This window comes from Bdellovibrio sp. HCB-110 (assembly GCF_047323225.1).
GTDB lineage: Bacteria > Bdellovibrionota > Bdellovibrionia > Bdellovibrionales > Bdellovibrionaceae > Bdellovibrio.
In genome coordinates, this window is sequence record NZ_CP178750.1 from 3,112,117 (window position 1) to 3,135,994 (window position 23,878).

The following is a 23,878-nucleotide window of genomic DNA, read 5'->3' on the forward strand; positions in this document are numbered from 1 at the left end:
TTTTTTTGCACAATTCTCGAATGAAAATCACCACAGAATGACATGTCCTAAGCATGCTAAGGTTTCAAAAAACAGATCTCTCTCTCGCATTTTGACGTTGCACACAGGAAATAAAAAACGTCGGAAGTTTCATGATACTTTCAGAACAGTAAAGAACGTCTTCTCATCTTTTATGTTAATACTCACAGACCTTAAAACATAAACAACTAACACGATGGGGGTCAGCGTGTTTAAACTTCTGAATTCCAAGAAAGGACAGATCATCTTTAGAAGAGTAAAGAAGACTGTCATTATAACGTTCTTCACTCTTAACGTCAGCATTATGATTGTTGACGGCTTTCCTGATAGAAGCGTGCTGGGCGCAAGATTTATAAGTCTTGTCAGTAAATACCAAGCACTCGCCATGCTCTATCAACCTTGGGCGATGTTCGCTCCCAATCCAATGAGCACCAACGCTTTTGTCCAAGCCGAACTGCAGTTTGACGACGGCTCCACGGAAGTATGGCCTTTATTAAGACAAAAACTTATGTCTGGTCCAAGACGTGTGCTCGTCGGCGACCGCTACCGAATTTTTGGTCAAGAGAGTTTGCTGCCGAATCAAAATGAACTTGCGTGGTTCGATATTTCAAAATTTATCACACGGCAAGTGACCGTCCGCGAGCTGAGCGGGAATAAGCGCACCGTAAAACAAATTGTTTTTAAGCGCTATTCGAATCACATTCAGCCTCCCCCTGCGGCTCCCCTGATTCCGCATGGTGCAGGCAGTTCCCACTATAATGTAGAACCTGTTTTTTATTACGTTCCCACAGTGGAAAAGGTGAGATATGAAGCTAAAAACACTTTTTAAATCTATCGACGATTTTTTATTTTCCCCACAACCCGTTTACAACGTGGCTCTTATCCGCATCGGAATGGGGCTTTTACTTTTATTTAACTGGGCCATGATCTTTTATGACCTGGATGTATTCTATGGACCTCAAGGAATCGTTTCTCTTTCGACCGCTCAACAGTATGGCAATCAGTTGAGATTTTCCTTGTTTGACTATCTTCCTAATACTCACAAAACTGTGACGCTTTTAGCGATCGTCAATCTCTTGGCGGTACTTGCAATGACCGTGGGAGCCTGGACTCGCGTGGCCATCTTTGTTGCCTTTGTCACGTTGACCTCGTTCCATCATCGCAACGGTTTTATCTTAAACAGCGCCGATTCCGTTTTGCGCGTATTTTTATTCTTATTGATGTTCACACCTTGTGGAGATGTCTTCTCTGTGGATCGGTGGCTTCGTTTACAAAAGGGAACGGCTCCAAGAATTCCTGAAGAAAAGAGTCCTTGGGCATTGCGGATGATTCAAATTCAACTTTGTGTGATCTATGTTGCCACTGTGATGTTTAAAATAAAAGGCAGTCAGTGGATCGACGGGACTGCCATCTACGTTGCCACCCGTCTGGATGAATTCTATCGCTTTGAACTTCCACTTTTAAACAATATGCTCTTCATCAAATTCCTGACTTGGTCGACTCTCGCAGTGGAACTGGCTTTAGGAACCCTGGTGTGGATCAAAGAGTTGAGATACTGGGTTTTGTTAGCTGGTGTTGGACTGCATCTCGGTATCGAATACACCATGAGTATACCGGTCTTTGAATGGGCGATGATCGTGATTATGATTTCCATGATCGACCCGAAGGACCTCAAATCTTGGATTGAAAAGATTCAGGAAAAGAAGTTTCAAGCTCTCCTTCCCAAAGCTGCTGCCACAAAATAGAAACCTATAGCACCAAATACAAAAAAGCCGATCAGATTTCTGATCGGCTTTTTTATTTAGACTGTCTGAGGATGTAAAGTCGTTCGATAATTTCGCAGTTTCTTTAGCCACGCTTCAATATCTCGGGAATCTACCATGCAAATCATCGTCGCAATCATGATCCACTCAAAAAGTGGAATGCTCATTGTGACCTCAATTCCCAAATGAAGCCCTATTCCCGCGAGCAACACCCAATATCTCAACTCTTTGATCCACACCAGGGTTCCTAAAGCCAGTTCCACTGCGAGAGTTGACCATGTCAGAAATTTGATCACCAGCAAAGAATTCAGAATATCCAACGGAATTTTAACGAACTCATCCAAACGAGTCGCGAAATAGACGGCCGTACCATCTGCCCACAAAGGTCCCTTCATTTTGTAAAGAACCGTCGCGATGTAAATAACTGAAAATTGAATCTGCATAAGGCGGAGGGCCCAGGGGCTTTTCTCCACCGCGTCGCCTTGAGCAAGTCCCCTCATTTTTGCGATCCAACGGTCCAAGGAAAGCACATCTCCAGAGGGTGAAAAGAACAGGAGGAATAGAAAGTTTCTAACGATGATGTCCGAGCTATTAAGGATAAAACTATTTCTTGAGTGAAACGAAAGAAGAACAATAAACGTAATACCAATGGAGATTCTGGTGAACAATCCCAAGATCATCCCTATTGCGCCTAAAAGAAGCATCAGCGCCAAGAAAATGGGGGTGCCTGCCGTTCGTGGCAGATAATCAAACAAATTGAAGCGCAACGAATTGCCATACTTCATCGACGTCTGCATAGACAAGATTCCATCGACACCCCAGAAAACTTCGAGATTCTTCCACATCGAAAACCAGGTCAGCAGAACGATAACACCTAAAGCGATGCGCAGAAGAGCAACACTATAGGCCGATTGCGGTTTAAAAAAGAAATCATTAAGAGCATTAGTAACTATTTTTAGCTTCATATCTCACCTTCTGGGCTGCTTGATATTGGAACATTGATACGGTTTTGAACTCAGTGCTGAGCTTTCCATGCTCTACAAATTTTTCAGTGGGAGGTTTGATCACATTGGAGTGTCGATAGAACTGAACACTTTCAAACACACGCCCCTTTCCCGTCTTTTCTACCTTATTCACCTCGCGCTCTAAAAAACGGGCCAGGTCATGCCACATCTCTGGTTTTTGCATAGCTCGCAGATTTTCCTGCTGATACTTGCGAAATCTCTCGCCTGAAGTAAATCGTTCCCACGGACTCATTCTTGAAGAGCGTGGAAATGTCCACTTTTCCGTTGACCCATCTTTGAACGTGATGTTGGCGTCAATATAAGAATTCACTGACGAAGGGTTCGGCGCAAACATCCTCCAGGGCTGGGTCAGTCCGAAAAATCCTTGATACACTTGAAACTGCTTCAGGATTTTTTGCCGGACCACGCTTCGATCCGGTAAGGCACTTGTCACCATCACAGTTAGATGAACCGCAATGAAAATTGAAATAAGGGTTTTCCCAATAATTCTCATACTCACTCGCTTTCGTGTTGATAAACAGGCTTGAGAATCTACTGAGCACCCTGAGGCGGGGCAATGTCATTTGCTGTTATGTGGATTAAATTAAGTGCGAATAGATTTCCAGTTTTTAACAACCGGAGAAAAAGGGAGAGAGAAATTCTGAAGTTTCTCTCCCGTATTACAAAGACATTAGAAAACTCTTACTTTTTCTTTTTGGTGTCTTTAACTTCAATTTTATCAGCCGCCATTGTGTACTCGATAGTGACTTTGTCGCCAACTTTAAGATCTCCCATCACTTTTGTGGCAGCCGTACGTTCGATCTCCCATTTATCCTTCCCTTTTTCGACAATGATTTTTGAATCGGTGATTTCCACCACGGGTCCCGTCACTTGATAGGTCTTCGCGGCAAAGGCCCAAGAAGTAGAAAGCAAAACTAGCACGCTCAGGATTGTCTTCATAAAAAACTCCTTTTTTATTTTTTTACTCCTCTCAAGAAAGAGCAGACAACAAGGATCTTATTGTCGATGTCACCCCACAATCACGGCGAAGGTGCTCCCGGAATCTCACCGGACACCTGTCAAACTTTCAGACAAAGCGACTGAGTACGGCACCGCCCTGGAAATCAAATCTAAAATACGATTCTTATGGGTCCAAATAGAATGGCATGCACCTTGTATATGTTCCCCATGACCTTCTCGTAGAACGTGAATTAAAAAGGACCTTACAATGATCAAAATCCTGGGCATCTTGACGATCACCCTCTTCAGCATTCAAAGCTTTGCTAGCAGCCTGTACGACGTTAAGGTGAATGACACCTCCATCTATGACCTGTTTAAAAAACAAGGCGTTCCAGAAGCCGCCCTGCAAAGATCCTTTGAGTTTTTGGATGTGAATGCGGGAAAAACAATTCGCGTGAAAGCAAAATTTCGTGAGAAAACTAAAACCTACATGAGTGAACGCGAAGTCACGATCCAGGAAAATTCCTTGGCGATCATTGATTTCTCAAAACCTTCCAGCGAGCGTCGTCTTTATGTTCTTAATCTAAAAACGGGAGCCGTCTCTAAACACTTTGTAGCCCACGGAAAAGGTTCCGGCGTCAACGTCGCTGCCAAGTTCTCAAATGTTGATGGATCAAAAATGTCTTCGCTAGGATTGTACGTCGCCGGCAACACCTACTACGGCGGTCACGGAGAGTCTTTGAATCTTTATGGACTTGAGGCTTCCAACAATAACGCCGCTGAACGTGATATTGTCGTGCATGCTGCCAGCTACGTATCTGAAGATTTCGTGAAATCCCGCGGTCGCTTGGGAAGAAGCTGGGGCTGCCCCGCTGTCGCTCCTGGAATCATCAAAAAGATGATCACAAACTTCAAAGACGGCGGAGTGATCTACGCTTATCACAAGGATCTGACAGGTGCTGCGGCGAAAAACCCTACTGTGCAAGAAGTAAAACCTGACCAGGAAGAAGAAGATATCGATTTGCCAGAGGAAGAAGAATCTGTTCGTAAAGCTCTGGCAGAAGTTCAAGCCGAGAAAAAATAGGCTACAGTCTCGGGGACTTACCTCAACGGTAAGTCCTCTCCATTATTTTCTTTGATAATCGTCTTGATAACGGACGATATCGTCCTCACCAAAATAAGTTCCCAACTGAACTTCCACAAATTCCAACATCTCATTCGTATTGTTACGAATACGGTGTTTTGCACCAAGTGGGATATGAATGTGGCTTCCCGCTTTAACAGGGATCACTTCATCGTTAAGAACCACTTCGCCTGAACCTTGTGTGATCGTCCAGTGCTCTTCACGTTTAGCATGGGACTGATATGAAATCTGCGCGTGAGGATTTACACGAATCACTTTTGATTTAAAGAAGTTCGTGTCTTTAAGAATTTCAAAATATCCCCAGGGACGGTACTCAAACACATGTTCTTTCACCAACGAAGACTTCTGTTGAGTCAAAGCCTCCACCACGTGACGAACATCCTGTGATTGTCCTTTTTTAACCAGCATCAAGGCGTCCTTGGTATCGACCAAGATCACATCTTCCATGCCGATCATGGAATAGTTCTTCCCCGCTTCACCAAAAACAAAATTATCCCGGCCCTTCACATTTAAGATCTCATGACCTTTTTGCAAAGATGCGACGGCATCCCAAGAACCCACATCACTCCAGCCAAATTCCGCCGGGATGCAAGCCAGCTCATCACCGCCGAGCTTTTCCATAATCGCATAGTCGATAGAAATACTTTGGACTTTGGAATACACTTCCTCAAGATTTGAAGAATCATCTTTCAAACTGGAAATTTGCTTCCACATTTCAGGTTGGTGTTTTTCAAAAAGGCTGACCATGTGAGAAACTTTGAAAACAAAGATCCCGGCATTCCAGCTAAAACTTCCTTGAGCAATAAATTCTTTGGCTTTTTGCAAATCCGGTTTTTCGTGGAACTTCACAACAGAGTACGCTTTCAACGGACCTTTTTCTTTCAAGCTCACAGCGCGAGTTTGAATGTAGCCGTAACCTGTTTCAGGATAAGAAGGCGTGATTCCTAAAGTCACCACACGATTTTCTTCTGCCACTGATTGAGCAAAAGAAACAACATTCAAAAAGGCGTCCTCTTTGCCGATCAAATGATCCGATGGGAAAATTCCCACGATCTCATTGCCCTGACCTTGGGACATCAAAAGCTTACAGAGCGCCGCGATAGCCGGAGCCGTATTTTTACCCATGGGCTCATAAACAACACGAACATTGTCCGCTTTATTTTGTTTTAAATTTAGCTCCGTCAAAGTTTGCAGAGCTTTGGATGTGACAATCCAAGAACTCCCCATTTTCAAACATCTTTGCAAAGTCAGAGTTTGCAGGGGCTGACCAAAAATATCACAAAACTGTTTAGGCATTTGTTGGCGGGAAACGGGCCAAAGACGTGTTCCGCTCCCCCCTGACAATATAACCGGTATCAAAACTACCTCCGAGCTGAGTTCATAATCTATATCACCAATCGCCTAGAGTGCGTAATTATAGTCACACCATGGCTCAATTCGTCAAAAAACTGAGGACTTTTGTAAACAGAAAGCCGTGGCGCTTTCACCACACTGGCCAAAAAGCTCTCGACCCAAAGCCGTAAAGGCTTGTCCTGATGGACATTTCCCTCGAAGAGGAGGATACTTTTTCATGTTTTCACTTACATTTTTTGGAGGCTATTAATGTCTATTCCTTTTATCGATCTTAAAACGCAGTACAAAGCACTTAAGACATCTATCGATTCTCGCATTCAGAAAGTTCTCGACCATGGCGCTTACGTCAACGGCCCTGAAGTTGTTGAACTTGAACAAACTCTTGCAAAATATGTTGGAACAAAGCACTGCCTCACAATCGCGAACGGCACGGACGCTTTGTGGGTTCCATTGATGGCGTTGGGTATCGGTCAAGGTGATGAAGTTATCACGACGGCATTCTCTTTCATCGCTACAGCAGAAACTATTGTTCTTGCTGGCGCAAAACCAATCTACGTAGATATCGATCCTAAAACTTTCAATATTGATCCTGCGAAAATTGAAGCAGCCATCACTCCTCGCACAAAAGCGATCATGCCTGTATCTCTTTACGGTCAAATTCCTGACATGGATAAAATCAATGCGATCGCGAAAAAACACGGTTTGCACGTGATCGAAGATGCCGCCCAAAGCTTTGGTGCAAGATACAAAGATCAACGCAGCGGCAGCATGACAACAGCGACAGGCACAAGCTTCTTCCCTGCAAAACCTTTGGGTTGCTACGGTGATGGTGGTGCGGTTTTCACAAACGACGATAATCTCGTGAAAATCATCAAAGAAATCCGCGAGCATGGTTCTGAGTCTCGTTACTACCACACACGTCTTGGTATCAACGGTCGCTTGGACACTCTTCAATGCGCGATCTTGCTTTCTAAAATGGAAAGATACGACTGGGAATTGGAACAACGTCAACGTGTAGCAGATCGCTACAACGACGCCTTCTCTTCAATCAAAGCCGACGGCTTCACAACGCCATTCGTAGAATCGACGTGCAAATCTGCATGGGCGCAGTACACATTGACGGTCAAAGACCGCGCAGGCTTCCAAAAGAAAATGACAGATGCTGGTGTGCCAACATCCATCCACTATCCTCGTATCATGCCAGACCAACCTTGGTACAAAGAGCACACGGCAGATCCAAAACAAGAACTTCCAATCGCACGCTGGGCGGCGGAACACGTCATCAGTTTGCCAATGTATCCTGACATGGACAATGCAACTCAGGATAAAATCATTGCGGCTGTTAAAGGGGCATTTTAATGAGCACAGGAACAGGATTTGGTTCCCTAAAAAAACCTGTCGTCATGAAGACAGGCAACGAAACCATCACATGGGGTGACGGAAAGAATTTTGTTCTTTTCGCGGGTCCCGACATTATCGAAGACGAAGGAATGGTTCTAGAGACAGGAAAAGAAATCCAAAGAGTCACTAAAGCTTTGGGTATCCCTTGGATCTTGAAATGTTCTTTCGATAAAGCCAACCGCCAAAGTGCTGCAAGCTTTCGCGGTCCCGGCGTGAACTCAGCTCTTAAGAGTTTAGAAAAAATCAAAGGCGAACTTGGTTGTGCGCTTTTGACGGACGTTCATGAAACAATTCAAGTCAAAGAAACAGCGGAAGTTGCCGACGTTTTGCAAATCCCTGCCTTCTTGTCTCGTCAAACAGATCTTTTGGTGGAAACGGCAAAAACAGGCAAAGTGATTCACATCAAAAAGGGTCAGTTCTTGGCTCCTTGGGATATGAAAGCGATTGCACAAAAAGCAGTGAACGCAGGAAACGACAAAATCCTTCTTTGCGAACGCGGAACAACGTTTGGCTACAATCGTCTTATCAACGATATGACGGGCCTTGTAGAAATGCGCAACCTCGGCTTCCCTGTCATCATGGATTGCACTCACTCCACACAGCTTCCTGGTGCTACAGGCGAAAGCAGCGGTGGACGTGGTGAAATGGTATGGCCTCTTGCTCGCGCAGCCATGGCTGTGGGAGTGGATGGTATTTTCCTTGAGACTCATCCAAATCCAGAGAAGGCTCTTTGCGATGGTCCGACGTCTTTACCATTGAAAAACCTTGAAACTGTTCTAACAAACCTTAAAAAAATCTGGACGACTCATTTCTAAGTAGAGTTCCCCGATAATTTCAAGTAAGACTGAACCATGGTTAAGCAATCAAAAAAGCTCCTGGTTCAGTCTGCAAAGATCCTGTTTTCCGCAGGCATCATTTACTGGCTCATCCAATCAGGAAAACTTAATTTCGCCGCCCTTAAGAATCTGCTCACTCCGGGTGCCGCAGCGTTGGCGTTGTTTTTGGTCTTGCTCAATCTTTTCTTTGCCAGCGAACGTTGGCGCATTCTCATTCGCTCTCAAGGAATGGGCGCGGGTCCGTGGTCCGTTTTCAAACTCAGTTTGATTGGCACCTTCTTTAACTTCGCTATGCCTGGCGGAGTGGGTGGCGATGTTATTAAAGCGTATTACTTCACGCGTGAGCACCCCGGCAGCAAAGTCGTGGCAGTCACCAGTGTTCTGATGGATCGCGTATTAGGAATGTTCGCGATGGTGCTGCTAGCGCTGGTTGTAATGGTCTATGACATCAACCACATCATGAAGACTCCAGCCCTTTTGACTTTGTTGTGGTTCATTGGTGGACTTTTTGTCGCCTTCGTCATTGCCTTGTCTTTGATTTTTTCGCAAAAAATTTATGCCAATGGCGGCCTTAAAAGAGTGATTCACAAGCTTCCTCTTTCAGAAAAGTTTATGAAACTTTATGAGAGCATGCATCTTTACGGAAAAGACGGAAAACGTTTTCTATTGGTGATCTTTTTGAGTCTTGTCTCTCAGGCTTGTGCGATTACTTTCTTGTATCTCGCAGGCAGCATGGCGGGTTTTGATGTTCCGGCAAAAACTTATTTCCTAGTGGCTCCATTGGGCTTTATGGCGACAGCCATTCCCATCTCCCCAGCAGGAGTCGGCGTCGGACAAGCCGCTTTCTATTTCCTTTTTAATCTTTACACAGGTCAACCATCAGAAATTGGTCCAACAAGCATCACGGCTTTCCAAGTGGGAACATTCGTGATGAGTCTCTTTGGTGCTTTCTTCTATCTTCGCCGCAAAGACCGCGTTGAAGCGACAAAAATAGAAGAGGTCGGCTAGTTCATTTTAAAAATTATATTTTGATTTCTGAAAAATCCTTCACCACTGAAAAATGGAGCGCGGGATTTTTTATTTTAAATTGAGCAAGCTCAGCCTGCTCCTTCTGAAATTTTTCTGATGAAAATAAATACATATTTCCAACTCCCGCCCCAAATGCGGCAATCAAATCTGAAGCACTATCCCCGACCATCACAGATTTTTTCAAATTCACATTCAATTTTGAATTTACAAGCTGAAACATACCCGCGCGAGGTTTGCGAAGTCCTGCGTACTGACGCCCTTGTTGGACGGGTTCTTGATCGTAGTATCCAGCCCAAACACATTCGTCAATCCAACACCCTTTTTTCGCTAACAACGACAACATTTTCTGATGCACTTGTTGATACTCACGCCATGAAATCCAACCACGCCCTAAGCCCGATTGATTTGTCACAAGAGCCACCCAGTACCCTTGCTCATGAGCTTGTGAAAGCAATGTTTCAATGCCTGGCATAAGCTCCACCAAAGAGGGGTCCTTATTATAAGGCACATTTTTTACAACAACATCGTCCCTATCCAAGAATAAACAAGGAGCCTCGTGACTTCCCGGGTAAGCCAGCACAGGTAAAGCCTGAGTCCATGCACTGTGCAACTTCTGCCAAATATGCGTCCAAGCTTCCGGAGTACAAGAAGACCAAGTAAAATCAAGCAACGGGTTTTTGTCTGCCGCAACTCCCGTCGTCACTAGCAACCTTTGTCCTTGAAGAGCCGGATTGAGTGTCGCCAAGAGTTCCATTTGCGATGGGAATATAATAACAAGATCTTGATAACTCGTTTGCAAACGCCCGGATACAAGGTCATGAGCACGTCGTCTCACAAAGGGGATCTCCCCCAAGAACATACGATGAAGGGGCTCTAACCACGTGGCAAGATCATCAGGAGCCTTGTCCTCGATAAAGACCAGGCTTCCGCCCAATTGAACCGTCTCTAAAATTAAAGTTTCCCACTGCATCATATCAATCACCCAACACATTCAAACTTATTACAAGTTGCCTCCTGTGTCCTTGGCTTTCTACTTGCCGCCTTGCATTTATGCTTATTAGAATTTGGCCTGGAGGAATTCATTTATGACCCTTTTGCTGAAGCAGATTTTCAACTTCCTAAAACTCCTGAATTCAGACACGGGAACGAATCAATTGGCAGCCGGTTTGTCCTTGGGATTGATTCTGGGATTTGCCCCTGTTCTTTCAATTCAAACATTGGCCGTGTTTTTTATTATCTTCGTTTTCCGCGTGCAAATCGGTGCGGCTTTCTTAGCGGCGTTCTTCTTCAAATTTGTCGCTTATCTTTTTGACCAGCCGGCCCACTTTCTTGGCAAAGCCGTTTTAGAGATGGACAGCCTTCGTCCTCTTTTCACAACCATGTACAACATGCCTCTGGTGCCGATGACTCGTTTTAATAACAGCATCGTGATGGGCTCCATGATCGTTTCGATCTTACTTCTGCCTTTTGCTTACTTCGGATTCAAAGTCGCCATCGTCAAGTATCGCGCGACAGTAGTTGCTCGCTTTAAAGGAACCAAAGCTTGGAAAGCCTTTGCCGCGACGAAATTCTACAACTGGTACTTAAAGTACGACGAACTTTACGGATAGGACAAGACCAACCATGACTGAAACAACGACGACAAAACCAAAAAAAGCAAAAGGTCCTATTCGCTGGGAAGCCATCATTCCCTTTGCCATCATCTGCTTGGTGATTGGACTTTACTTCCACTTCTTCTTTGACGGGCATCTTCGTCGCGCCTTGGAGTGGGCGGGATACAAAGCCGTGGGAGCTGAAGTGAATATCGCAAAGCTTGAGACCAGCTTCTTTAAAGCAAGTTTGCGCGTTCAAGGCATTGAAGTCACTGATGCTGAAAAACCAACTCATGACTCCATCAAAATCGGAGACATTCGTTTCTCAATGCTTTGGGATGCTCTTCTCAGAGCTAAAGTGGTCGTGAATGAAGCCGCCGTTGAACAAATTGAATTCGGTGTAAAAAGAAAACATCCAGGAAAAGTAAAACCTCCTGAGCCTGAATCCACAGGTCCAGGAATGGCTGAGAAACTCAAAGAACAAGCCATGAAGGAAGCTCAAGAGCAATATGGTGACAACGTTCTTGGCGATGTTATTGCAATGCTGGGTGGAACGGATGCAAACGCTCAATTGCAAAAACTGCAAGAGTCTTTGCCTTCCAAAGCGATGATTGAAAAGTTCGATGCCGATTTGAAAGCCAAACAACAGACTTGGGATGCGCGCTTAAAGACTTTACCACAAGGTAAAGACATTCAGGCTTTGAACGAGCGTTTGAATAAAATTAAATACAAAGACTTTAAATCTCCTCAAGAACTGCAAGCCTCTTTGCAAGAGCTCGATAAAGTCTATAAAGACGGCGATGCTATGTACAAACAAGTGCAAAGCACGGGCGATGATCTTAGCAAAGATTTGAAAGCTCTCGAAGCTCAATACAAAGAGATCGAAAAGCAGGTCAAAACGGATGTCAAATCTTTGGAGCAACACTTCCGTATTCCTAAGTTGGATGCGAAAGCAATGACAATGGCTGTGTTCAACCGTTACCTTGCTCCTTACAAAGCCAAGTTTTATCGCTACAAGGCGATGGCGGATAAATATCTGCCACCGAACCTCACGAAGAAAGATAAAAACGATGAAGAGGTCGTGATCCAACCTCATCCTCGCGAAAAAGGTATCAGCTACGAATTTGGTCGTATGAACTCCTACCCTCTTTTCTGGATTAAACGTACGGCCGTAAGTTCGCAAGCAGGCGTGACTCCTGAAGCGGGAAATATCAAAGGCGAGATCTTGGATATCACTTCCAATCAACGTTTGATTGGCAAGCCCACAGTGGCCACTCTGGCGGGTGATTTCCCTGGCATGCAGATCTTTGGTTTCTTGGTTCGCCTTTCTTTAGACAATACGAAGCCTGAAAGTATCATTGATTATAAATTAAAGGTTGATTCATACGCGATCACAGGGAAAGAACTTGTGCAGTCTCCGGACGTACAAATTGCCTTTAACAAAGCCAGTGGTGCCATCGGTGTTCAGGGCCAAGTGATCGGTCTTAAAAAAATCAGCGTTGGCATGGATAACAAGTTTAGCAACATCGAGTACGCCGTTTCATCTAAAAATGAAGTTGCGGATCAAATCTTGAAAGCCGTTTTCGCCGGAATTCCTGTCGTAACGTTGACTGTGGATGGCCAAGGTGAATTCCCGAACATTCCGCTTTCCATCAACTCCAACTTAGGACCGGAGCTGCAAAAAGGATTTGAAAAACAAATCCAAGCCAAGATCGACGAGGCTCGCAAGAAAATCCAAGCGATGGTTGACGAAGAGATCGGCAAACAAAAAGCTCAGATTGAAGCTCAGTTGAATCAGCTGCGTGGTCAGTTCGACAAAGAAGTTAAAAAAGCGCAAGCACAACTCGACGATCAGAAAAAACAAGCTGAAGCGAAAGTCGAGCAAGCTAAGAAAGACGCCGAAAACCAAGGCAAGAAGGCTCTAGAAAAAGAAGGGCAAAAAGCTATTGATGAGTTAAAGAAAAAATTCGGCCTTTAAGATTTCAAAAATATCGTCAATGAAATATCCAAATGATATTTCATTGTATGAGTCCCAATAAATTTCTCAGAAACGTGTTCTCTCTAGAATGTCGAAGCTCTCTACAGGACCTGTAAAGAGCTTCGACGGAATCCCTAACTTCCTGTTATCACTTAATATTTTCCCTCATTTTTTAGGCCATGCCTCTTTTTTTAGCATGAGTTTCCGTGTTAGTCTGACGATGAGGTATTTATGAAAGCTTCGATTCTAACTACAAAATTAGTATTGAGCTGTGTGGTAGCCACCTTCGGCACGGCTTGCGCCAAGATGAACTTTGCACCTGTTCCGGTGGAAGACAAAGCATCTGTTGTCCCACCTGCTCCGAGTAAAACGATTTCATCAACTGAAGTTGTTGCTTACGGCAATAAGCAGGTCGACTTCCTTTTGGTGCTTGATGATTCCAACTCAATGTTGCCGGAACTGAAAAAGTTGTCGGCCAGAATGTCGACGTTTGTGAGTTCACTGGATGCCAGCAACATCGACTGGCAAATGTGTTTAACCACGACACGAGGAAGCACTTCGGGTGGAACTCTTATTCATGGTGTTCCTAAAAATTGGACGAATTATGTTCCCGTCGCGGGAACGCCTTCTCACCTTTTGAAAAAAGGAACTGCAAACCTCAACACGATTTTCACATCGACGATCGATAATCTTACTATTGGCGGAACAAATTCCGGTGACGAAAGGGCGATCAAAGCAACTCATGACAACTTCAAGGACTCTGCATCTTACGGCTGCTATCGTCCTGGAGCCGCTATTTCTGTCATTGCTATTTCGGATGAAGACGAGCGCTCTGTCGGTGGAGATCAAAGGCATGTAAAGCCGAATGATGCCGATGGTGCCTTTAAAGAGTTTGAACCCGAAGACTTGCCACAGACGATGATTGATCGTGCTAAAACTGTTTTCGGTGAGGACGTGCGCTTCACATTCAGTTCAATCATCGTAAAACCAGACGACAAAATCTGTGAGGCGGAGCAAGACGTGGATTTGTCTCCAAGTCACTTCGGTCACACTTATGCTGAAGCCTCTCGCCTGACTGACGGGGGAGTCGGAAGTATTTGCGACGCTGACTACAGTTCAAATTTGAATACTTTTAAAGACAAGATCGTGAACTCACTTTCATCTTTGACGTTAGAGTGTGAGCCTCGCCCTGAAAGTTTAAAAGTGAAAGTCGAAGGTCTGCAGGTCTCGGGATTGAAACTTGACGGCAAGACTTTAAAATTCACTTATCCGTTAATTGAGGGAACTCAAATTGATCTTATCTATGACTGTATTGAGTAATTTATTTGCCCAATAAAGAGTTGATGTAAGCGATTGAATCCTTATTGTACCAATCAATCGAACCCACAAGCTTCTTCACAAGCTTGTGGTCCTTCCCAAGAACCATGGATTCCGGCAAACGTGAAATTTGGAATTGCTTCATGAAGGCACGGTCTTCATCCCAAACGATTTTAATATTGGTTTCTTTAAGCTCTGGGAAGGACTTCATGAACACTTGGATGTCTTCCAACTTGCTGTCGCCAGAGATGGCTATAAGCTGAACATCGCCTTTAAATTCCTTCACCAGCTTGATAAGCGATGGAACTTCTTCGATACAAGGCCCACACCAAGAAGCCCAGAAATTAAGAATAACAACTTTCCCGTCCATTGATTTTAGCTCAAAAGAGTTTCCATCTAAATCTTTGGCTGTGAAATTAGGAACGCCCTCTTTTTCATAGGACTCTAACGTTGCATAAGACGAATTCTGAACAGGCTTTGTACCAAAAAGCTGATTAAATCCCCACACGCCCAGGGCACCAACAATAACGACAATGATAATAGCTTTGAGATGTTGATTCATAAAGAGATCCTCTATGACCTCAGACCTTAGATGATTACTTTTAAGGGAGCAACCTTTGACTCACTCTCAGCAACTTTTGAATGCGCCTCTATCAAAAGGTACGGACTTACTTTTGGTTGAGGACTGCGTTGAACGCATCTGCGCTACCAAAAGTAAGTCCGTACCTTTTGAAGAATTTTGGGCAAAAAAAAGACCTTGGTTTCCCAAGGTCTTCTTCAAATCTTATTTTGGAAGATTCAAATTATGCGCGAGCTGCTGCTCTTGCTTTCTTTTGAGTCTTTTTAACAGACTTTTTCTTAGCAGCTACTAGTTTAGTAGAAGCTTTTTTAGCTGTCGCTTTTGGTTCAGCTTTAGCAGATTTTGCTTCTTCTTTAGCTGCGCCTTTAGCTTCGAAATCGTAGTCTACGAACTCAAGGAAAGCCATCTCAGCTGTGTCACCAGGACGACGACCAATCTTGATGATACGAGTGTAACCACCAGGACGTGTCTTAAAGCGTGGAGAAAGATCTTTCATGATTGTTGCTACTGCTTCTTTATTTGGATAGCGAGACATCAACAAACGAGTTGTAGCCAAGTCACCTTTTTTACCAAGAGTGATGGCTTTTTCAACGTGACGACGTACTTCTTTAGCACGGTCAACAGTTGTAGTGATACGGCCATGCTCGATAAGAGAAGTCACAAGACCTCTCAACAAAGCTTTTCTTGGACCAGATTTACGATCGAAATGTTTTACTCTTCTTCTGTGTGAACTCATTTTATTCTCCGATTGAACGGGCTGACCGGATTAGGTATCAGCACGATAGTACCCCGAGGGGTCACTTTTAAGGGCTCCCTGCCCCGCAGCCCCCGCAAGAGCCGCTTGTTCAGAACACCATCATTGGTCATTCTTTTGGGAAGAGCACTCTACGTTCGTAGAATGCTCTTTAATTAATTACTGTTGAGTATCTCTTTTTTGAGGAGGTTGGCTTGGATCCCAACCAGCTGGTGGCCAGCCTTCGATTTTCATACCGAGGCTAAGTCCCATCTCACCCAAGATCTCTTTGATTTCGTTAAGAGACTTACGACCAAAGTTTTTAGTCTTAAGCATCTCTGCTTCAGAACGAACAACCAATTCACCAATGTAGCGAATGTTTGCATTCTTCAAGCAGTTTGCAGAACGAACAGACAACTCAAGGTCATCTACAGAGCGGAACAAATTCTCATTCAATGAAGGAGAACCCATTTCACGAGCTTCTTCAGCTGGCTCCATAGTCTCATCGAAAGTAAGGAAGATTTGCAGTTGTTCTTTCATGATTTTAGATGAAAGAGCTACAGCTTCTTCAGGTTTCAAAGAACCATCCGTCCATACTTCCAAAGTCAAAGCATCGTAGTCAGTTCTTTGACCAACACGCGCATTTGAAACATTGTAGTTAACCTTTCTGATAGGGCTGTAAAGAGCGTCAACGCCGATAAAGCCTACAGGAAGATCAGTTTCTCTGTTTTCTACAGGAACGTAACCACGACCGAAACTAACAACGATTTCGGCGTTGAAATTTGCATTAGCACCCAAAGTTGCAAGATGATGATCTGGGTTCAAAACCTCGATCTTATCTGAAGTTTGGATATCCGCTGCAGTCACTTTACCTGGACCTTTTTTAGAGATCTTCAAAGTAACAGAATCAGAAGTGTACTGTTTAAAGCGAACTTCTTTAAGGTTCAAGATGATGTCAGTTACATCCTCAAGAACGTCTGGGATCGTAGTGAACTCGTGCAATACGCCTTCAAACTTTACAGCTGTAATTGCAGAACCCATCATTGAGCTAAGAAGAATTCTTCTTAGGGAGTTACCAAGAGTAACCCCGAAACCTCTTTCGAGGGGACGGATAATGAATTTAGCGTAGTCATCACGAAGAGTATCACGATCAACCTCAAATCCCTTTGGTTTGATCATCTCTCTCCAGAACTTATAATAGTGCTCTTGCATGCTTCCCCCGAGAGGTAAAATTATCTTGAGTAGTATTCAACGATCATGTTCTCTTCAACTGCTACTGTTACATCTTCACGGTTTGGAAGATCTTTAACAGTTCCAGTGAATTTCGCATGATCAGCTTCAAGCCAAGCTGGCACAGATCTACGAGCAACTGATTGAACAGCAGCTTGGATCTTAGCAACTTCGCGGCTTGATTCCGCAACTGTAATAACGTCACCCTTATTTACAATGATGCTTGGAATGTTAGCTCTCTTACCATTCAACAAGAAATGGTTGTGTTTAACAAGCTGCCTTGCTTCACGACGAGAGTTAGCATACCCCAAAGAGTAGACAACGTTATCAAGTCTTGTCTCGAGGAACTTAAGAAGCGCAGTACCAGTCAATTCTTTTGAACGGTTGGCTTCAGATACATATTTTACAAATTGTTTTTCAGAAACACCGTAGTATCTCTTAGTTTTTTGTTTTTCACGCAATTGAAGTGCAAATTCAGAGAACTTCAAACGAGATTGACCATGTTGTCCTGGAGGATAAGGTCTTCTTTCGAAAGAACACTTATCTGTGTAACAACGGTCACCCTTCAAGAAAAGTTTCACGTTTTCGCGACGGCAAAGCTTACAAACGCTTTCGTTAATGCAGCTCACGATATACTCCTTAGATTCTTCTACGCTTAGGTGGACGGCAACCGTTATGTGGAACAGGTGTGATATCTTTAAGAGTCAAGATTCTCATTCCTGTAGCAGCCAATGCACGAATTGCAGGCTCACGACCAGCGCCAGGTCCTTTTAGATAAACGTCCACAGATTTCATTCCTGCTTCCATAGCCTTCTTTGCAGCGTCTTCTGCCGCGACTTGAGCTGCAAATGGAGTACCTTTACGGCTTCCTTTGAAACCGAGGTGTCCAGCAGAGGACCAAGACACCGTAGCTCCGTTTGGATCTGTCATCGTAACGATAACGTTTCCGAAACCAGCTTGGATATAGCAGTTCCCTTGTGGAACGTTTCTTTTAACTTTTTTCTTAGCAACTGTTTTTGCTTTATTTTCAGTATTCATTTGTCAGTTACCTTTATACGGCTTTTTTCTTGTTAGCTACCGTCTTCTTAGGTCCTTTGCGAGTACGTGCATTAGAACGAGTGTTCTGACCACGAACAGGCAAGCCTTTACGATGGCGGATACCACGATAGCAGTTGAGGTCCATAAGGCGCTTGATTGACAAGCCGATTTCACGACGGAGATCACCTTCAACTTTAAAGCTTTGTTCGATAATTCCACGAATCTTAGCGATGTGCTCGTCAGTAAGGCCTTCAGTTCTCAATTCATGAGGAATGCCTACTTGCTTGCAAATCATAGCCGCACGAGGACGACCAATGCCGTAAATATAAGTCAACGCGATTTCAACGCGTTTATTTCTAGGTAAGTCGACACCAAGGATACGTGCCATGATTAGCCCTGCCTTTGCTTATGTTTAGGGTTTTCACAGATAACGCGAATAACGCCTTTTCTTTTAATAACTTTACATTTGTTACAGATCTTCTTAACTGATGGTCTTACTTTCATAATGTCTTCCCATACGCTTAGTTTCACCCCAAAAAAGGGTGAAAATACCAGCAAAAACACGAACGCGGTTCGGCACGCTAACACCGATAAACATTAAAGTCTAGAGATAAAAATAATACAGCCGTCTTATTTTATTATTTTTTCGATCTCTGTATAGACTTCCTCGGTGCCTTTATTGCCGTCCAGTTCTATGTACTTTCCTGCTTTTTTATAAAACTCTTTTAAAGGGCTTGTGAATTCTTCGTAGGTTTTAAGACGAGTCTCGATTACATCGGCCTTGTCGTCATTACGTTGAATGACTTCTCCCCCACAAACATCACATTTGCCTTCCGTCTTGGTAGGCTTGCTAACGATATGATACACGGTGCCGCAATTTTTACAGACCCGTCTACCCGTCAGTCGATCCATCAAAATCTTCATCGGAACTTCGAGAAAAATAGCTTTTCCGATAGAAAGATTCATTTTTACTAACAATTCATCTAGAGCCTGGGCTTGCGCCACTGTTCTAGGGAAACCGTCCAAAATAAAGTTTTTTACGCCCTTTTGAAGGACTTCCTCAACCATGCCGATAACAATGCTATCTGGCACAAGTTGACCTTTATCCATAAACTCTTGGGCTTTTTTTCCGAGATCCGTTTGGCCTTTAATTGCAGCTCGAAATAAGTCACCAGTGCTGATCTGAGTCATCCCTAGGCGCTTAATGAGCAATTCAGATTGAGTACCTTTACCGGCCCCGGGGGCTCCAAAGAGGATCAAGTTCATTAAAACTGAACCCTTCTGCTACGGATCTTAGCTCCTTTTAAGAAGCCCTCATATTTCTGAGTGATCATATGAGATTGGATCTGTTGAGCTGTATCCAAAGCAACACCTACTAGGATCAACAAGCTCGTACCACCAAACTGGAACGGAACGTTGAACTGAGTAGTCATGATTCCTGGCAAAATACAGATCGTGCAAAGATAGATACAACCAAGAACATTCACGCGCTCAAGAACCTTTTGGATGTAATCAGCAGTGCTCTTACCAGCGCGAACGCCCGGTACGAAACCACCGTACTTTTTGAGGTTGTCAGCTACGTCATTCGGATTGAACACGATTTCTGTATAGAAGAACGAGAAGAATACGATCAAAGCAACAAACATGATATTGAAGATAGTTCCAGAAGGATTCAAAGAATCCTGCAACGCCTTCAACCAAGGTGTTTGTACGAATTGAGCCATTGTTGCAGGGAACATCAACAAAGAACTCGCGAAGATTGGCGGAATAACGCCAGAGAAATTGATTTTAATAGGCAAGTGGCTTGTCGGAGTTTGCATAGACTGCATTCCGCCGCCGCCTTGTCTTTGAGAATACTGGACAGTGATACGACGTTGCGCCACTTCCATATAGATAACAGCCGCAATGATAGCCACCATGAAGATAACCAAAAGTGCTGCCAATGCAAAACGCATTTCACCTGTGCGAACTAGCTCCCACAATTGTTGAGCGCCGCCAGGAATTGCTGCTGCGATACCAGTGAAGATGATAAGAGAAGAACCGTTACCGATTCCTCTTTCAGTGATTTGCTCGCCCAACCACATGATGAAGCAAGTACCTGCCGTCAATGTGATGATAGTCATGATTTGGAATGGCAAGAAAGCCACTGTCGGAGCCGTCACTAGAGCGTGCCCCTCTGGACTTGTAGAATTCATCAACCAGCTGCTGATACCGTAACCTTGGACAACCGCCAAGGCTACAGTCGCATAGCGAGTGTACTGATTGATCTTACGACGTCCTTGCTCCCCTTCTTTCTTCAATGCTTCCAAATATGGAATCGCTGAAGTCAAAAGTTGGAAGATGATGGACGCCGAAATGTAAGGCATGATTCCCAATGCAAAAATACTGAATTGGGAGAGAGCACCACCCGTGAAGGTGTTAAATAACCCAAAGATCCCGCGGCTCTGTGCTTGGAAGAACGACAATACAGCTGTTCCATCAACTCCAGGAGTCGGAACGTGCACGCCAATTCTGTAAATAGCCAACATAGCCAATGTGAACAAGATGCGTTTACGAAGATCAGAATTCTTTGCGATGCTCTCAATTGCAGACACTACTTAATTACCTCGACTTTGCCGCCAGCAGCTTCAATAGCTTTCTTAGCGCTTTCTGAGAATTTATGAGCTTTTACAGTCAACGCTGTTTTAAGCTCGCCATTTCCCAAAATCTTAACAGCGCCTTTTGACACAAGTCCAGCAGCGTGTAGAGATTCAGGAGTTACTTCTCCAGAAAATTTAGCAAGTTGTCCGATATTGACAATCTCAAAGTTGTTAGCAAACGCGACGTTGCTAAAACCGAACTTAGGAAGACGACGGTGCAAAGGTGTTTGACCACCCTCAAAACCACGACGTACAGTTCCACCAGTGCGAGCCAACTGACCTTTGTGACCTTTTGTCGCTGTGCCGCCCATACCAGAACCGATACCACGACCGATTCTTTTTGGAGCGTGCTTAGATCCAGCTTTAGGTGCCAATGTTTTAAGCAAGCTCATGATTACCCCTTAACTTCAACATCAACAAGATGCTGAACTTTCATGATATTTCCACGTGCTGCAGGAGAGTCTTTCACTTCAACAGTGTGATGACGTCTTTTCAAGCCAAGGATGCGAACTGCATCTTTTTGAGCTTGAGTGCAAGCAATCGTTGATCTTTTCAATGTTACTACGAATGTTTTAGCCATAATTGCCACCGTTCCGACTATTTAAGCTGTTTCAACTGCTTTAAGCCGTCGATTGTTGCTCTTACTGCATTGTGAGGGTTACGAGTACCAACACATTTAGTAAGAATGTCTTTTACGCCCACAGATTCAAGAACCGCACGCACCGCGCCACCCGCGATTACGCCAGTACCAGGAGCTGCTGGTCTCATGATGACTTTCGCCGCACCGAATTTACCGATAACTTCGTGAGGGATTGTACGTCCTTCTTTCAAAGTTACAGAACGAGCAGATTTTTTTGCAGATCTGCTTGCTTTACCGATAGCCTCAGGAACCTCTCCAGCTTTACCAGAACCAAAGCCAACATCACCGGCTTTGTTTCCAACTACTACTAGAGCTGCGAAAGAGAAGCGACGACCACCCTTAACAACTTTCGTTACACGGTTGATCGCTACTACACGCTCTTCTAATTCAGCTGCTTGAGCTTGAACTTTCTCCACACATCACTCCTTAGAAATTAAGGCCGCCCTCACGAGCGCCTTCTGCTAGAGATTTAACACGGCCATGGTACAGGTAACCGTTACGGTCGAAAACCACGTTCTTGATATTTTTAGAAGTCGCTGCTTTAGCTGCTTCCATACCAACAAGTTTCGCCATTTCGATACCAGACTTGTCCTCTTTACCAAGAGAAGAAACCGCTACTAGTGTAGTGCCTTCAACGTCATTGATGATCTGAGCGTACATGTGCTTACCGCTACGGAATACGCAAAGACGAGGTCTTTCCGCAGTACCGTTTACAGTCTTGCGGATTCTGATCTTCTTCTTGAGGCGATTTACTTTTCTTTCGCTTGTATGTTTACTAAACTTTAATTTCATATCTTACCTCAATTATTTACCAGCCGACTTACCAGCTTTACGTCTGATATGCTCACCTGCATAACGAACACCTTTAGCAAGATAAGGCTCAGGTGGACGGAATGAACGGATTTTCGCCGCTACTTGTCCAACTAGCTCTTTGCTTGGGCCAGTGATTGAAAGGGCAGTTTGCTTGTCAACTTTGATTTCGATTCCTTCAGGGATATCGAAGATCACTGGGTGAGAGAAACCTAGAGAAAGTTCCAATTTTTTGCCAGTTACGTTTGCACGGTAACCGACCCCATGAAGTTCAAGGCCCTTAGTGAAACCTTTAGTTACGCCAGTTACGGCATTTTGAATAAGCGCTCTGTAAAGACCGTGCAATGCGCGGCTTTCTTTAGAGTCATCTTTGCGAGTCAAAACAACTTTGCCACCCTCTACTTTTGCAGAGATAGCTGGTTGCATTCCGATTTTCAAAGAAGACTTCGCACCTTTAACGACAACTTCGTTAGCAGGTGAAACGCTTACTTGTACTGTGTTATCAAAAACAACGGGTGCTTTTCCAATACGAGACATAATTCACCTACCAAAGTGTCGCAAGCAATTCACCACCGAGTTTAGCCTCAGTAGCTTGCTTACCGCTCATGATCCCTTTGCTTGTGCTGATAATGGACATACCCATTCCAGAACGAACTACAGGAATTTTGTCAGATTTAATATAAACTCTGCGACCTGGGCGTGATACGCGGTCGATAGAGTTGATTACATGGTTTCCAGCTTCGTCGTATTTCAAGTAAACACGCATGATGCCTTGTTTGCTGTCTTTAGCGACTTTGAAGCTTCTGATCAAACCTTCGTTAACGAGGATTTGAGCAATACCCGCTCTTACTTTTGAAGCAGGAAGATCCACTTTTTCGTGTTTCGCTGCTCCAGCATTTCTAATCATTGTAAGGAACTGAGAAATTGTATCCATAGTAATCCTCTTACCAGCTAGCTTTCGTTACGCCAGGCAATTTACCGTCAAGGGCCAATTGTCTGAAAGCGATACGAGACAAACCGAATTTTCTGTAGTTACCACGAGGGCGACCAGAGATCTCACAACGTGTGATAACGCGGTTTGGATTCGTATTCTTAGGAAGAGCTTGAAGCTTCTTGCGAGCTGTAGCTCTTTCTTCGTCAGAAAGTTTCATGTCGACAGCTTTCTCTCTAAGCTCTTTTCTGTATTGAGCGTAACGCTTAGAAAGCTCTTTTCTTTTATTATTTTTTACGATGCTTGATTTACGAGCCAAGTGACACCCCTCTTACTTTCTGAAGGGCATGCCAAGTGCTTCAAGAAGCGCTCTGCCCTCAGCGTCGTTTTTCGCAGTTGTACAAATAGTGATGTTCATACCACGAGTTTTATCAACTTTATCGTAGTTGATCTCTGGGAACACGATTTGCTCTTTCAAGCCCATATTGTAGTTACCACGGCCATCGAAACCTTTATTTGGCAAACCACGGAAGTCTCTTACGCGAGGAAGTGCCAAAGTGTTCAAACGATCCATGAAAGACCACATTTTATCTCTTCTCAAAGTCACGCGAACACCCAATGGGATGCCAGCACGCAATTTGAAGTTAGAGATAGCTTTTTTAGCTTTAGTGATAACAGCTTTTTGACCAGTGATCGCAGTGATCTCGTCAACAACAGTGTTCAAAATTTTTGGATTTTGAACTGCTTCGCTCAAGCACACGCTTAGAGTGATTTTCTCTAAACGAGGAACTTGCATCACGTTTTTAGCACCCAATTGTTTTTGAAGAGCGGGAGCGATCTCTTTTCTGTATTTTGTATGTAAGCGATTCATCTCATCACCCC

31 protein-coding genes are annotated in these 23,878 nt (G+C 44.1%); 9 read left to right on the forward strand and 22 right to left on the reverse strand.

The window, feature by feature from the left end; all coding sequences use genetic code 11:
- Positions 1-226: 226 nt before the first annotated feature.
- Positions 227-847 carry a hypothetical protein gene (locus tag ACL934_RS14740; protein ID WP_374074692.1) on the forward strand — a complete coding sequence of 207 codons (621 nt, stop codon included), beginning with the start codon at positions 227-229 and terminating at the stop codon, positions 845-847.
- Entirely contained in the window at positions 825-1,763 is a 939-nt protein-coding gene (locus ACL934_RS14745) for an HTTM domain-containing protein (RefSeq protein ID WP_374074694.1), read from the forward strand. Before ACL934_RS14740 ends, ACL934_RS14745 begins: the two co-directional genes overlap by 23 nt.
- Before the next feature lie 56 nt (positions 1,764-1,819).
- On the opposite strand, the gene ACL934_RS14750 is transcribed toward ACL934_RS14745, so the two are convergent.
- The 3 genes from ACL934_RS14750 to ACL934_RS14760 all read right to left on the reverse strand — a co-directional run bounded on the left by ACL934_RS14750 (position 1,820) and on the right by ACL934_RS14760 (position 3,745).
- Positions 1,820-2,746, reverse strand: coding sequence for an HTTM domain-containing protein (locus ACL934_RS14750; protein ID WP_413612528.1), 927 nt, complete (start codon positions 2,744-2,746; stop codon positions 1,820-1,822).
- Positions 2,724-3,299: a hypothetical protein gene (locus ACL934_RS14755; RefSeq protein WP_374074699.1), complete on the reverse strand. Its 576-nt coding sequence runs from the start codon at positions 3,297-3,299 to the stop codon at positions 2,724-2,726. The genes ACL934_RS14750 and ACL934_RS14755 overlap by 23 nt, the downstream gene beginning before the upstream one ends.
- A 188-nt stretch (positions 3,300-3,487) precedes the next feature.
- Positions 3,488-3,745: a hypothetical protein gene (locus tag ACL934_RS14760; RefSeq protein WP_374074701.1), complete on the reverse strand. Its 258-nt coding sequence runs from the start codon at positions 3,743-3,745 to the stop codon at positions 3,488-3,490.
- Positions 3,746-4,013: 268 nt separating this feature from the next.
- On the opposite strand from ACL934_RS14760, the gene ACL934_RS14765 reads away from it, so the two are divergent.
- A complete protein-coding gene (locus ACL934_RS14765) occupies positions 4,014-4,829 on the forward strand; it encodes a murein L,D-transpeptidase catalytic domain family protein (protein WP_374074703.1) in 816 nt (271 codons plus the stop codon).
- Positions 4,830-4,871: 42 nt separating this feature from the next.
- Here ACL934_RS14765 and ACL934_RS14770 read toward each other — a convergent pair whose 3' ends face one another.
- Positions 4,872-6,248: a mannose-1-phosphate guanylyltransferase/mannose-6-phosphate isomerase gene (locus tag ACL934_RS14770; protein ID WP_374074704.1), complete on the reverse strand. Its 1,377-nt coding sequence runs from the start codon at positions 6,246-6,248 to the stop codon at positions 4,872-4,874.
- Positions 6,249-6,497: 249 nt separating this feature from the next.
- Here ACL934_RS14770 and ACL934_RS14775 point away from each other — a divergent pair, with 249 nt between their 5' ends.
- From ACL934_RS14775 to ACL934_RS14785, 3 genes are read left to right on the forward strand one after another with little or no spacing between them, the layout of a single operon-like run.
- On the forward strand, positions 6,498-7,601 hold the full coding sequence (locus ACL934_RS14775; RefSeq protein ID WP_374080482.1) for a DegT/DnrJ/EryC1/StrS family aminotransferase: 1,104 nt from the start codon (positions 6,498-6,500) through the stop codon (positions 7,599-7,601).
- A complete protein-coding gene (gene kdsA, locus ACL934_RS14780) occupies positions 7,601-8,458 on the forward strand; it encodes a 3-deoxy-8-phosphooctulonate synthase (protein WP_374074706.1) in 858 nt (285 codons plus the stop codon). The genes ACL934_RS14775 and kdsA overlap by 1 nt, the downstream gene beginning before the upstream one ends.
- A gap of 36 nt (positions 8,459-8,494) precedes the next feature.
- Positions 8,495-9,487: a lysylphosphatidylglycerol synthase transmembrane domain-containing protein gene (locus ACL934_RS14785; protein ID WP_374074708.1), complete on the forward strand. Its 993-nt coding sequence runs from the start codon at positions 8,495-8,497 to the stop codon at positions 9,485-9,487.
- A 13-nt stretch (positions 9,488-9,500) separates the two neighbouring features.
- Here the strand turns inward: ACL934_RS14785 and ACL934_RS14790 are convergent, their stop codons facing one another.
- Entirely contained in the window at positions 9,501-10,481 is a 981-nt protein-coding gene (locus tag ACL934_RS14790; protein WP_374074710.1) for an HAD-IIIA family hydrolase, read from the reverse strand.
- Between the two features lie 112 nt (positions 10,482-10,593).
- Here ACL934_RS14790 and ACL934_RS14795 point away from each other — a divergent pair, with 112 nt between their 5' ends.
- The 3 genes from ACL934_RS14795 (at position 10,594) to ACL934_RS14805 (ending at position 14,398) form a co-directional block, all read left to right on the forward strand.
- The gene (locus tag ACL934_RS14795) at positions 10,594-11,118 is read left to right on the forward strand and encodes a TIGR03546 family protein (protein WP_374074712.1); all 525 of its coding nucleotides are present in this window, start codon (positions 10,594-10,596) and stop codon (positions 11,116-11,118) included.
- 13 nt (positions 11,119-11,131) lie between these two features.
- Positions 11,132-13,078: a TIGR03545 family protein gene (locus ACL934_RS14800; protein ID WP_374074713.1), complete on the forward strand. Its 1,947-nt coding sequence runs from the start codon at positions 11,132-11,134 to the stop codon at positions 13,076-13,078.
- A 231-nt stretch (positions 13,079-13,309) separates the two neighbouring features.
- Positions 13,310-14,398, forward strand: a complete 1,089-nt coding sequence (locus tag ACL934_RS14805; RefSeq protein ID WP_374074715.1) for a hypothetical protein — start codon at positions 13,310-13,312, stop codon at positions 14,396-14,398.
- Between the two features lies 1 nt (position 14,399).
- Here ACL934_RS14805 and ACL934_RS14810 read toward each other — a convergent pair whose 3' ends face one another.
- The 17 genes from ACL934_RS14810 to rplE form a co-directional block, all read right to left on the reverse strand.
- Complete coding sequence (locus ACL934_RS14810; protein WP_374074717.1) at positions 14,400-14,957, reverse strand: TlpA family protein disulfide reductase; 558 nt, start codon at positions 14,955-14,957, stop codon at positions 14,400-14,402.
- 241 nt (positions 14,958-15,198) lie between these two features.
- Positions 15,199-15,711, reverse strand: coding sequence for a 50S ribosomal protein L17 (rplQ, locus tag ACL934_RS14815; RefSeq protein ID WP_374074719.1), 513 nt, complete (start codon positions 15,709-15,711; stop codon positions 15,199-15,201).
- 177 nt (positions 15,712-15,888) lie between these two features.
- Complete coding sequence (locus ACL934_RS14820) at positions 15,889-16,920, reverse strand: DNA-directed RNA polymerase subunit alpha (RefSeq protein WP_374074721.1); 1,032 nt, start codon at positions 16,918-16,920, stop codon at positions 15,889-15,891.
- Between the two features lie 20 nt (positions 16,921-16,940).
- Complete coding sequence (rpsD, locus tag ACL934_RS14825) at positions 16,941-17,567, reverse strand: 30S ribosomal protein S4 (protein ID WP_374000495.1); 627 nt, start codon at positions 17,565-17,567, stop codon at positions 16,941-16,943.
- 10 nt (positions 17,568-17,577) lie between these two features.
- The gene (gene rpsK / locus ACL934_RS14830) at positions 17,578-17,976 is read right to left on the reverse strand and encodes a 30S ribosomal protein S11 (protein ID WP_374074723.1); all 399 of its coding nucleotides are present in this window, start codon (positions 17,974-17,976) and stop codon (positions 17,578-17,580) included.
- Positions 17,977-17,989: 13 nt separating this feature from the next.
- A complete protein-coding gene (rpsM, locus tag ACL934_RS14835) occupies positions 17,990-18,364 on the reverse strand; it encodes a 30S ribosomal protein S13 (RefSeq protein WP_374074725.1) in 375 nt (124 codons plus the stop codon).
- 2 nt (positions 18,365-18,366) lie between these two features.
- On the reverse strand, positions 18,367-18,480 hold the full coding sequence (gene rpmJ, locus ACL934_RS14840; RefSeq protein ID WP_080683743.1) for a 50S ribosomal protein L36: 114 nt from the start codon (positions 18,478-18,480) through the stop codon (positions 18,367-18,369).
- Between the two features lie 126 nt (positions 18,481-18,606).
- A complete protein-coding gene (locus ACL934_RS14845; RefSeq protein ID WP_374074728.1) occupies positions 18,607-19,242 on the reverse strand; it encodes an adenylate kinase in 636 nt (211 codons plus the stop codon).
- The gene (secY, locus tag ACL934_RS14850) at positions 19,242-20,570 is read right to left on the reverse strand and encodes a preprotein translocase subunit SecY (RefSeq protein ID WP_374074729.1); all 1,329 of its coding nucleotides are present in this window, start codon (positions 20,568-20,570) and stop codon (positions 19,242-19,244) included. The genes ACL934_RS14845 and secY overlap by 1 nt, the downstream gene beginning before the upstream one ends.
- A complete protein-coding gene (gene rplO, locus ACL934_RS14855) occupies positions 20,570-21,007 on the reverse strand; it encodes a 50S ribosomal protein L15 (RefSeq protein ID WP_374000499.1) in 438 nt (145 codons plus the stop codon). The genes secY and rplO overlap by 1 nt, the downstream gene beginning before the upstream one ends.
- A gap of 2 nt (positions 21,008-21,009) precedes the next feature.
- The gene (gene rpmD, locus ACL934_RS14860; protein ID WP_374074731.1) at positions 21,010-21,195 is read right to left on the reverse strand and encodes a 50S ribosomal protein L30; all 186 of its coding nucleotides are present in this window, start codon (positions 21,193-21,195) and stop codon (positions 21,010-21,012) included.
- 17 nt (positions 21,196-21,212) lie between these two features.
- Complete coding sequence (gene rpsE, locus ACL934_RS14865) at positions 21,213-21,671, reverse strand: 30S ribosomal protein S5 (protein ID WP_295905248.1); 459 nt, start codon at positions 21,669-21,671, stop codon at positions 21,213-21,215.
- Between the two features lie 10 nt (positions 21,672-21,681).
- Positions 21,682-22,047 (reverse strand): 50S ribosomal protein L18, encoded by a 366-nt coding sequence (gene rplR / locus ACL934_RS14870; protein ID WP_374000500.1) that lies wholly within the window; start codon positions 22,045-22,047, stop codon positions 21,682-21,684.
- Between the two features lie 12 nt (positions 22,048-22,059).
- Positions 22,060-22,602 carry a 50S ribosomal protein L6 gene (rplF, locus tag ACL934_RS14875; RefSeq protein ID WP_374000501.1) on the reverse strand — a complete coding sequence of 181 codons (543 nt, stop codon included), beginning with the start codon at positions 22,600-22,602 and terminating at the stop codon, positions 22,060-22,062.
- Between the two features lie 7 nt (positions 22,603-22,609).
- The gene (gene rpsH / locus ACL934_RS14880; RefSeq protein ID WP_295905242.1) at positions 22,610-22,999 is read right to left on the reverse strand and encodes a 30S ribosomal protein S8; all 390 of its coding nucleotides are present in this window, start codon (positions 22,997-22,999) and stop codon (positions 22,610-22,612) included.
- Between the two features lie 10 nt (positions 23,000-23,009).
- Positions 23,010-23,315 (reverse strand): 30S ribosomal protein S14, encoded by a 306-nt coding sequence (rpsN, locus tag ACL934_RS14885; RefSeq protein WP_374074734.1) that lies wholly within the window; start codon positions 23,313-23,315, stop codon positions 23,010-23,012.
- A gap of 12 nt (positions 23,316-23,327) precedes the next feature.
- Positions 23,328-23,867: a 50S ribosomal protein L5 gene (gene rplE, locus ACL934_RS14890; protein WP_374074735.1), complete on the reverse strand. Its 540-nt coding sequence runs from the start codon at positions 23,865-23,867 to the stop codon at positions 23,328-23,330.
- Between the last annotated feature and the right edge of the window lie 11 nt (positions 23,868-23,878).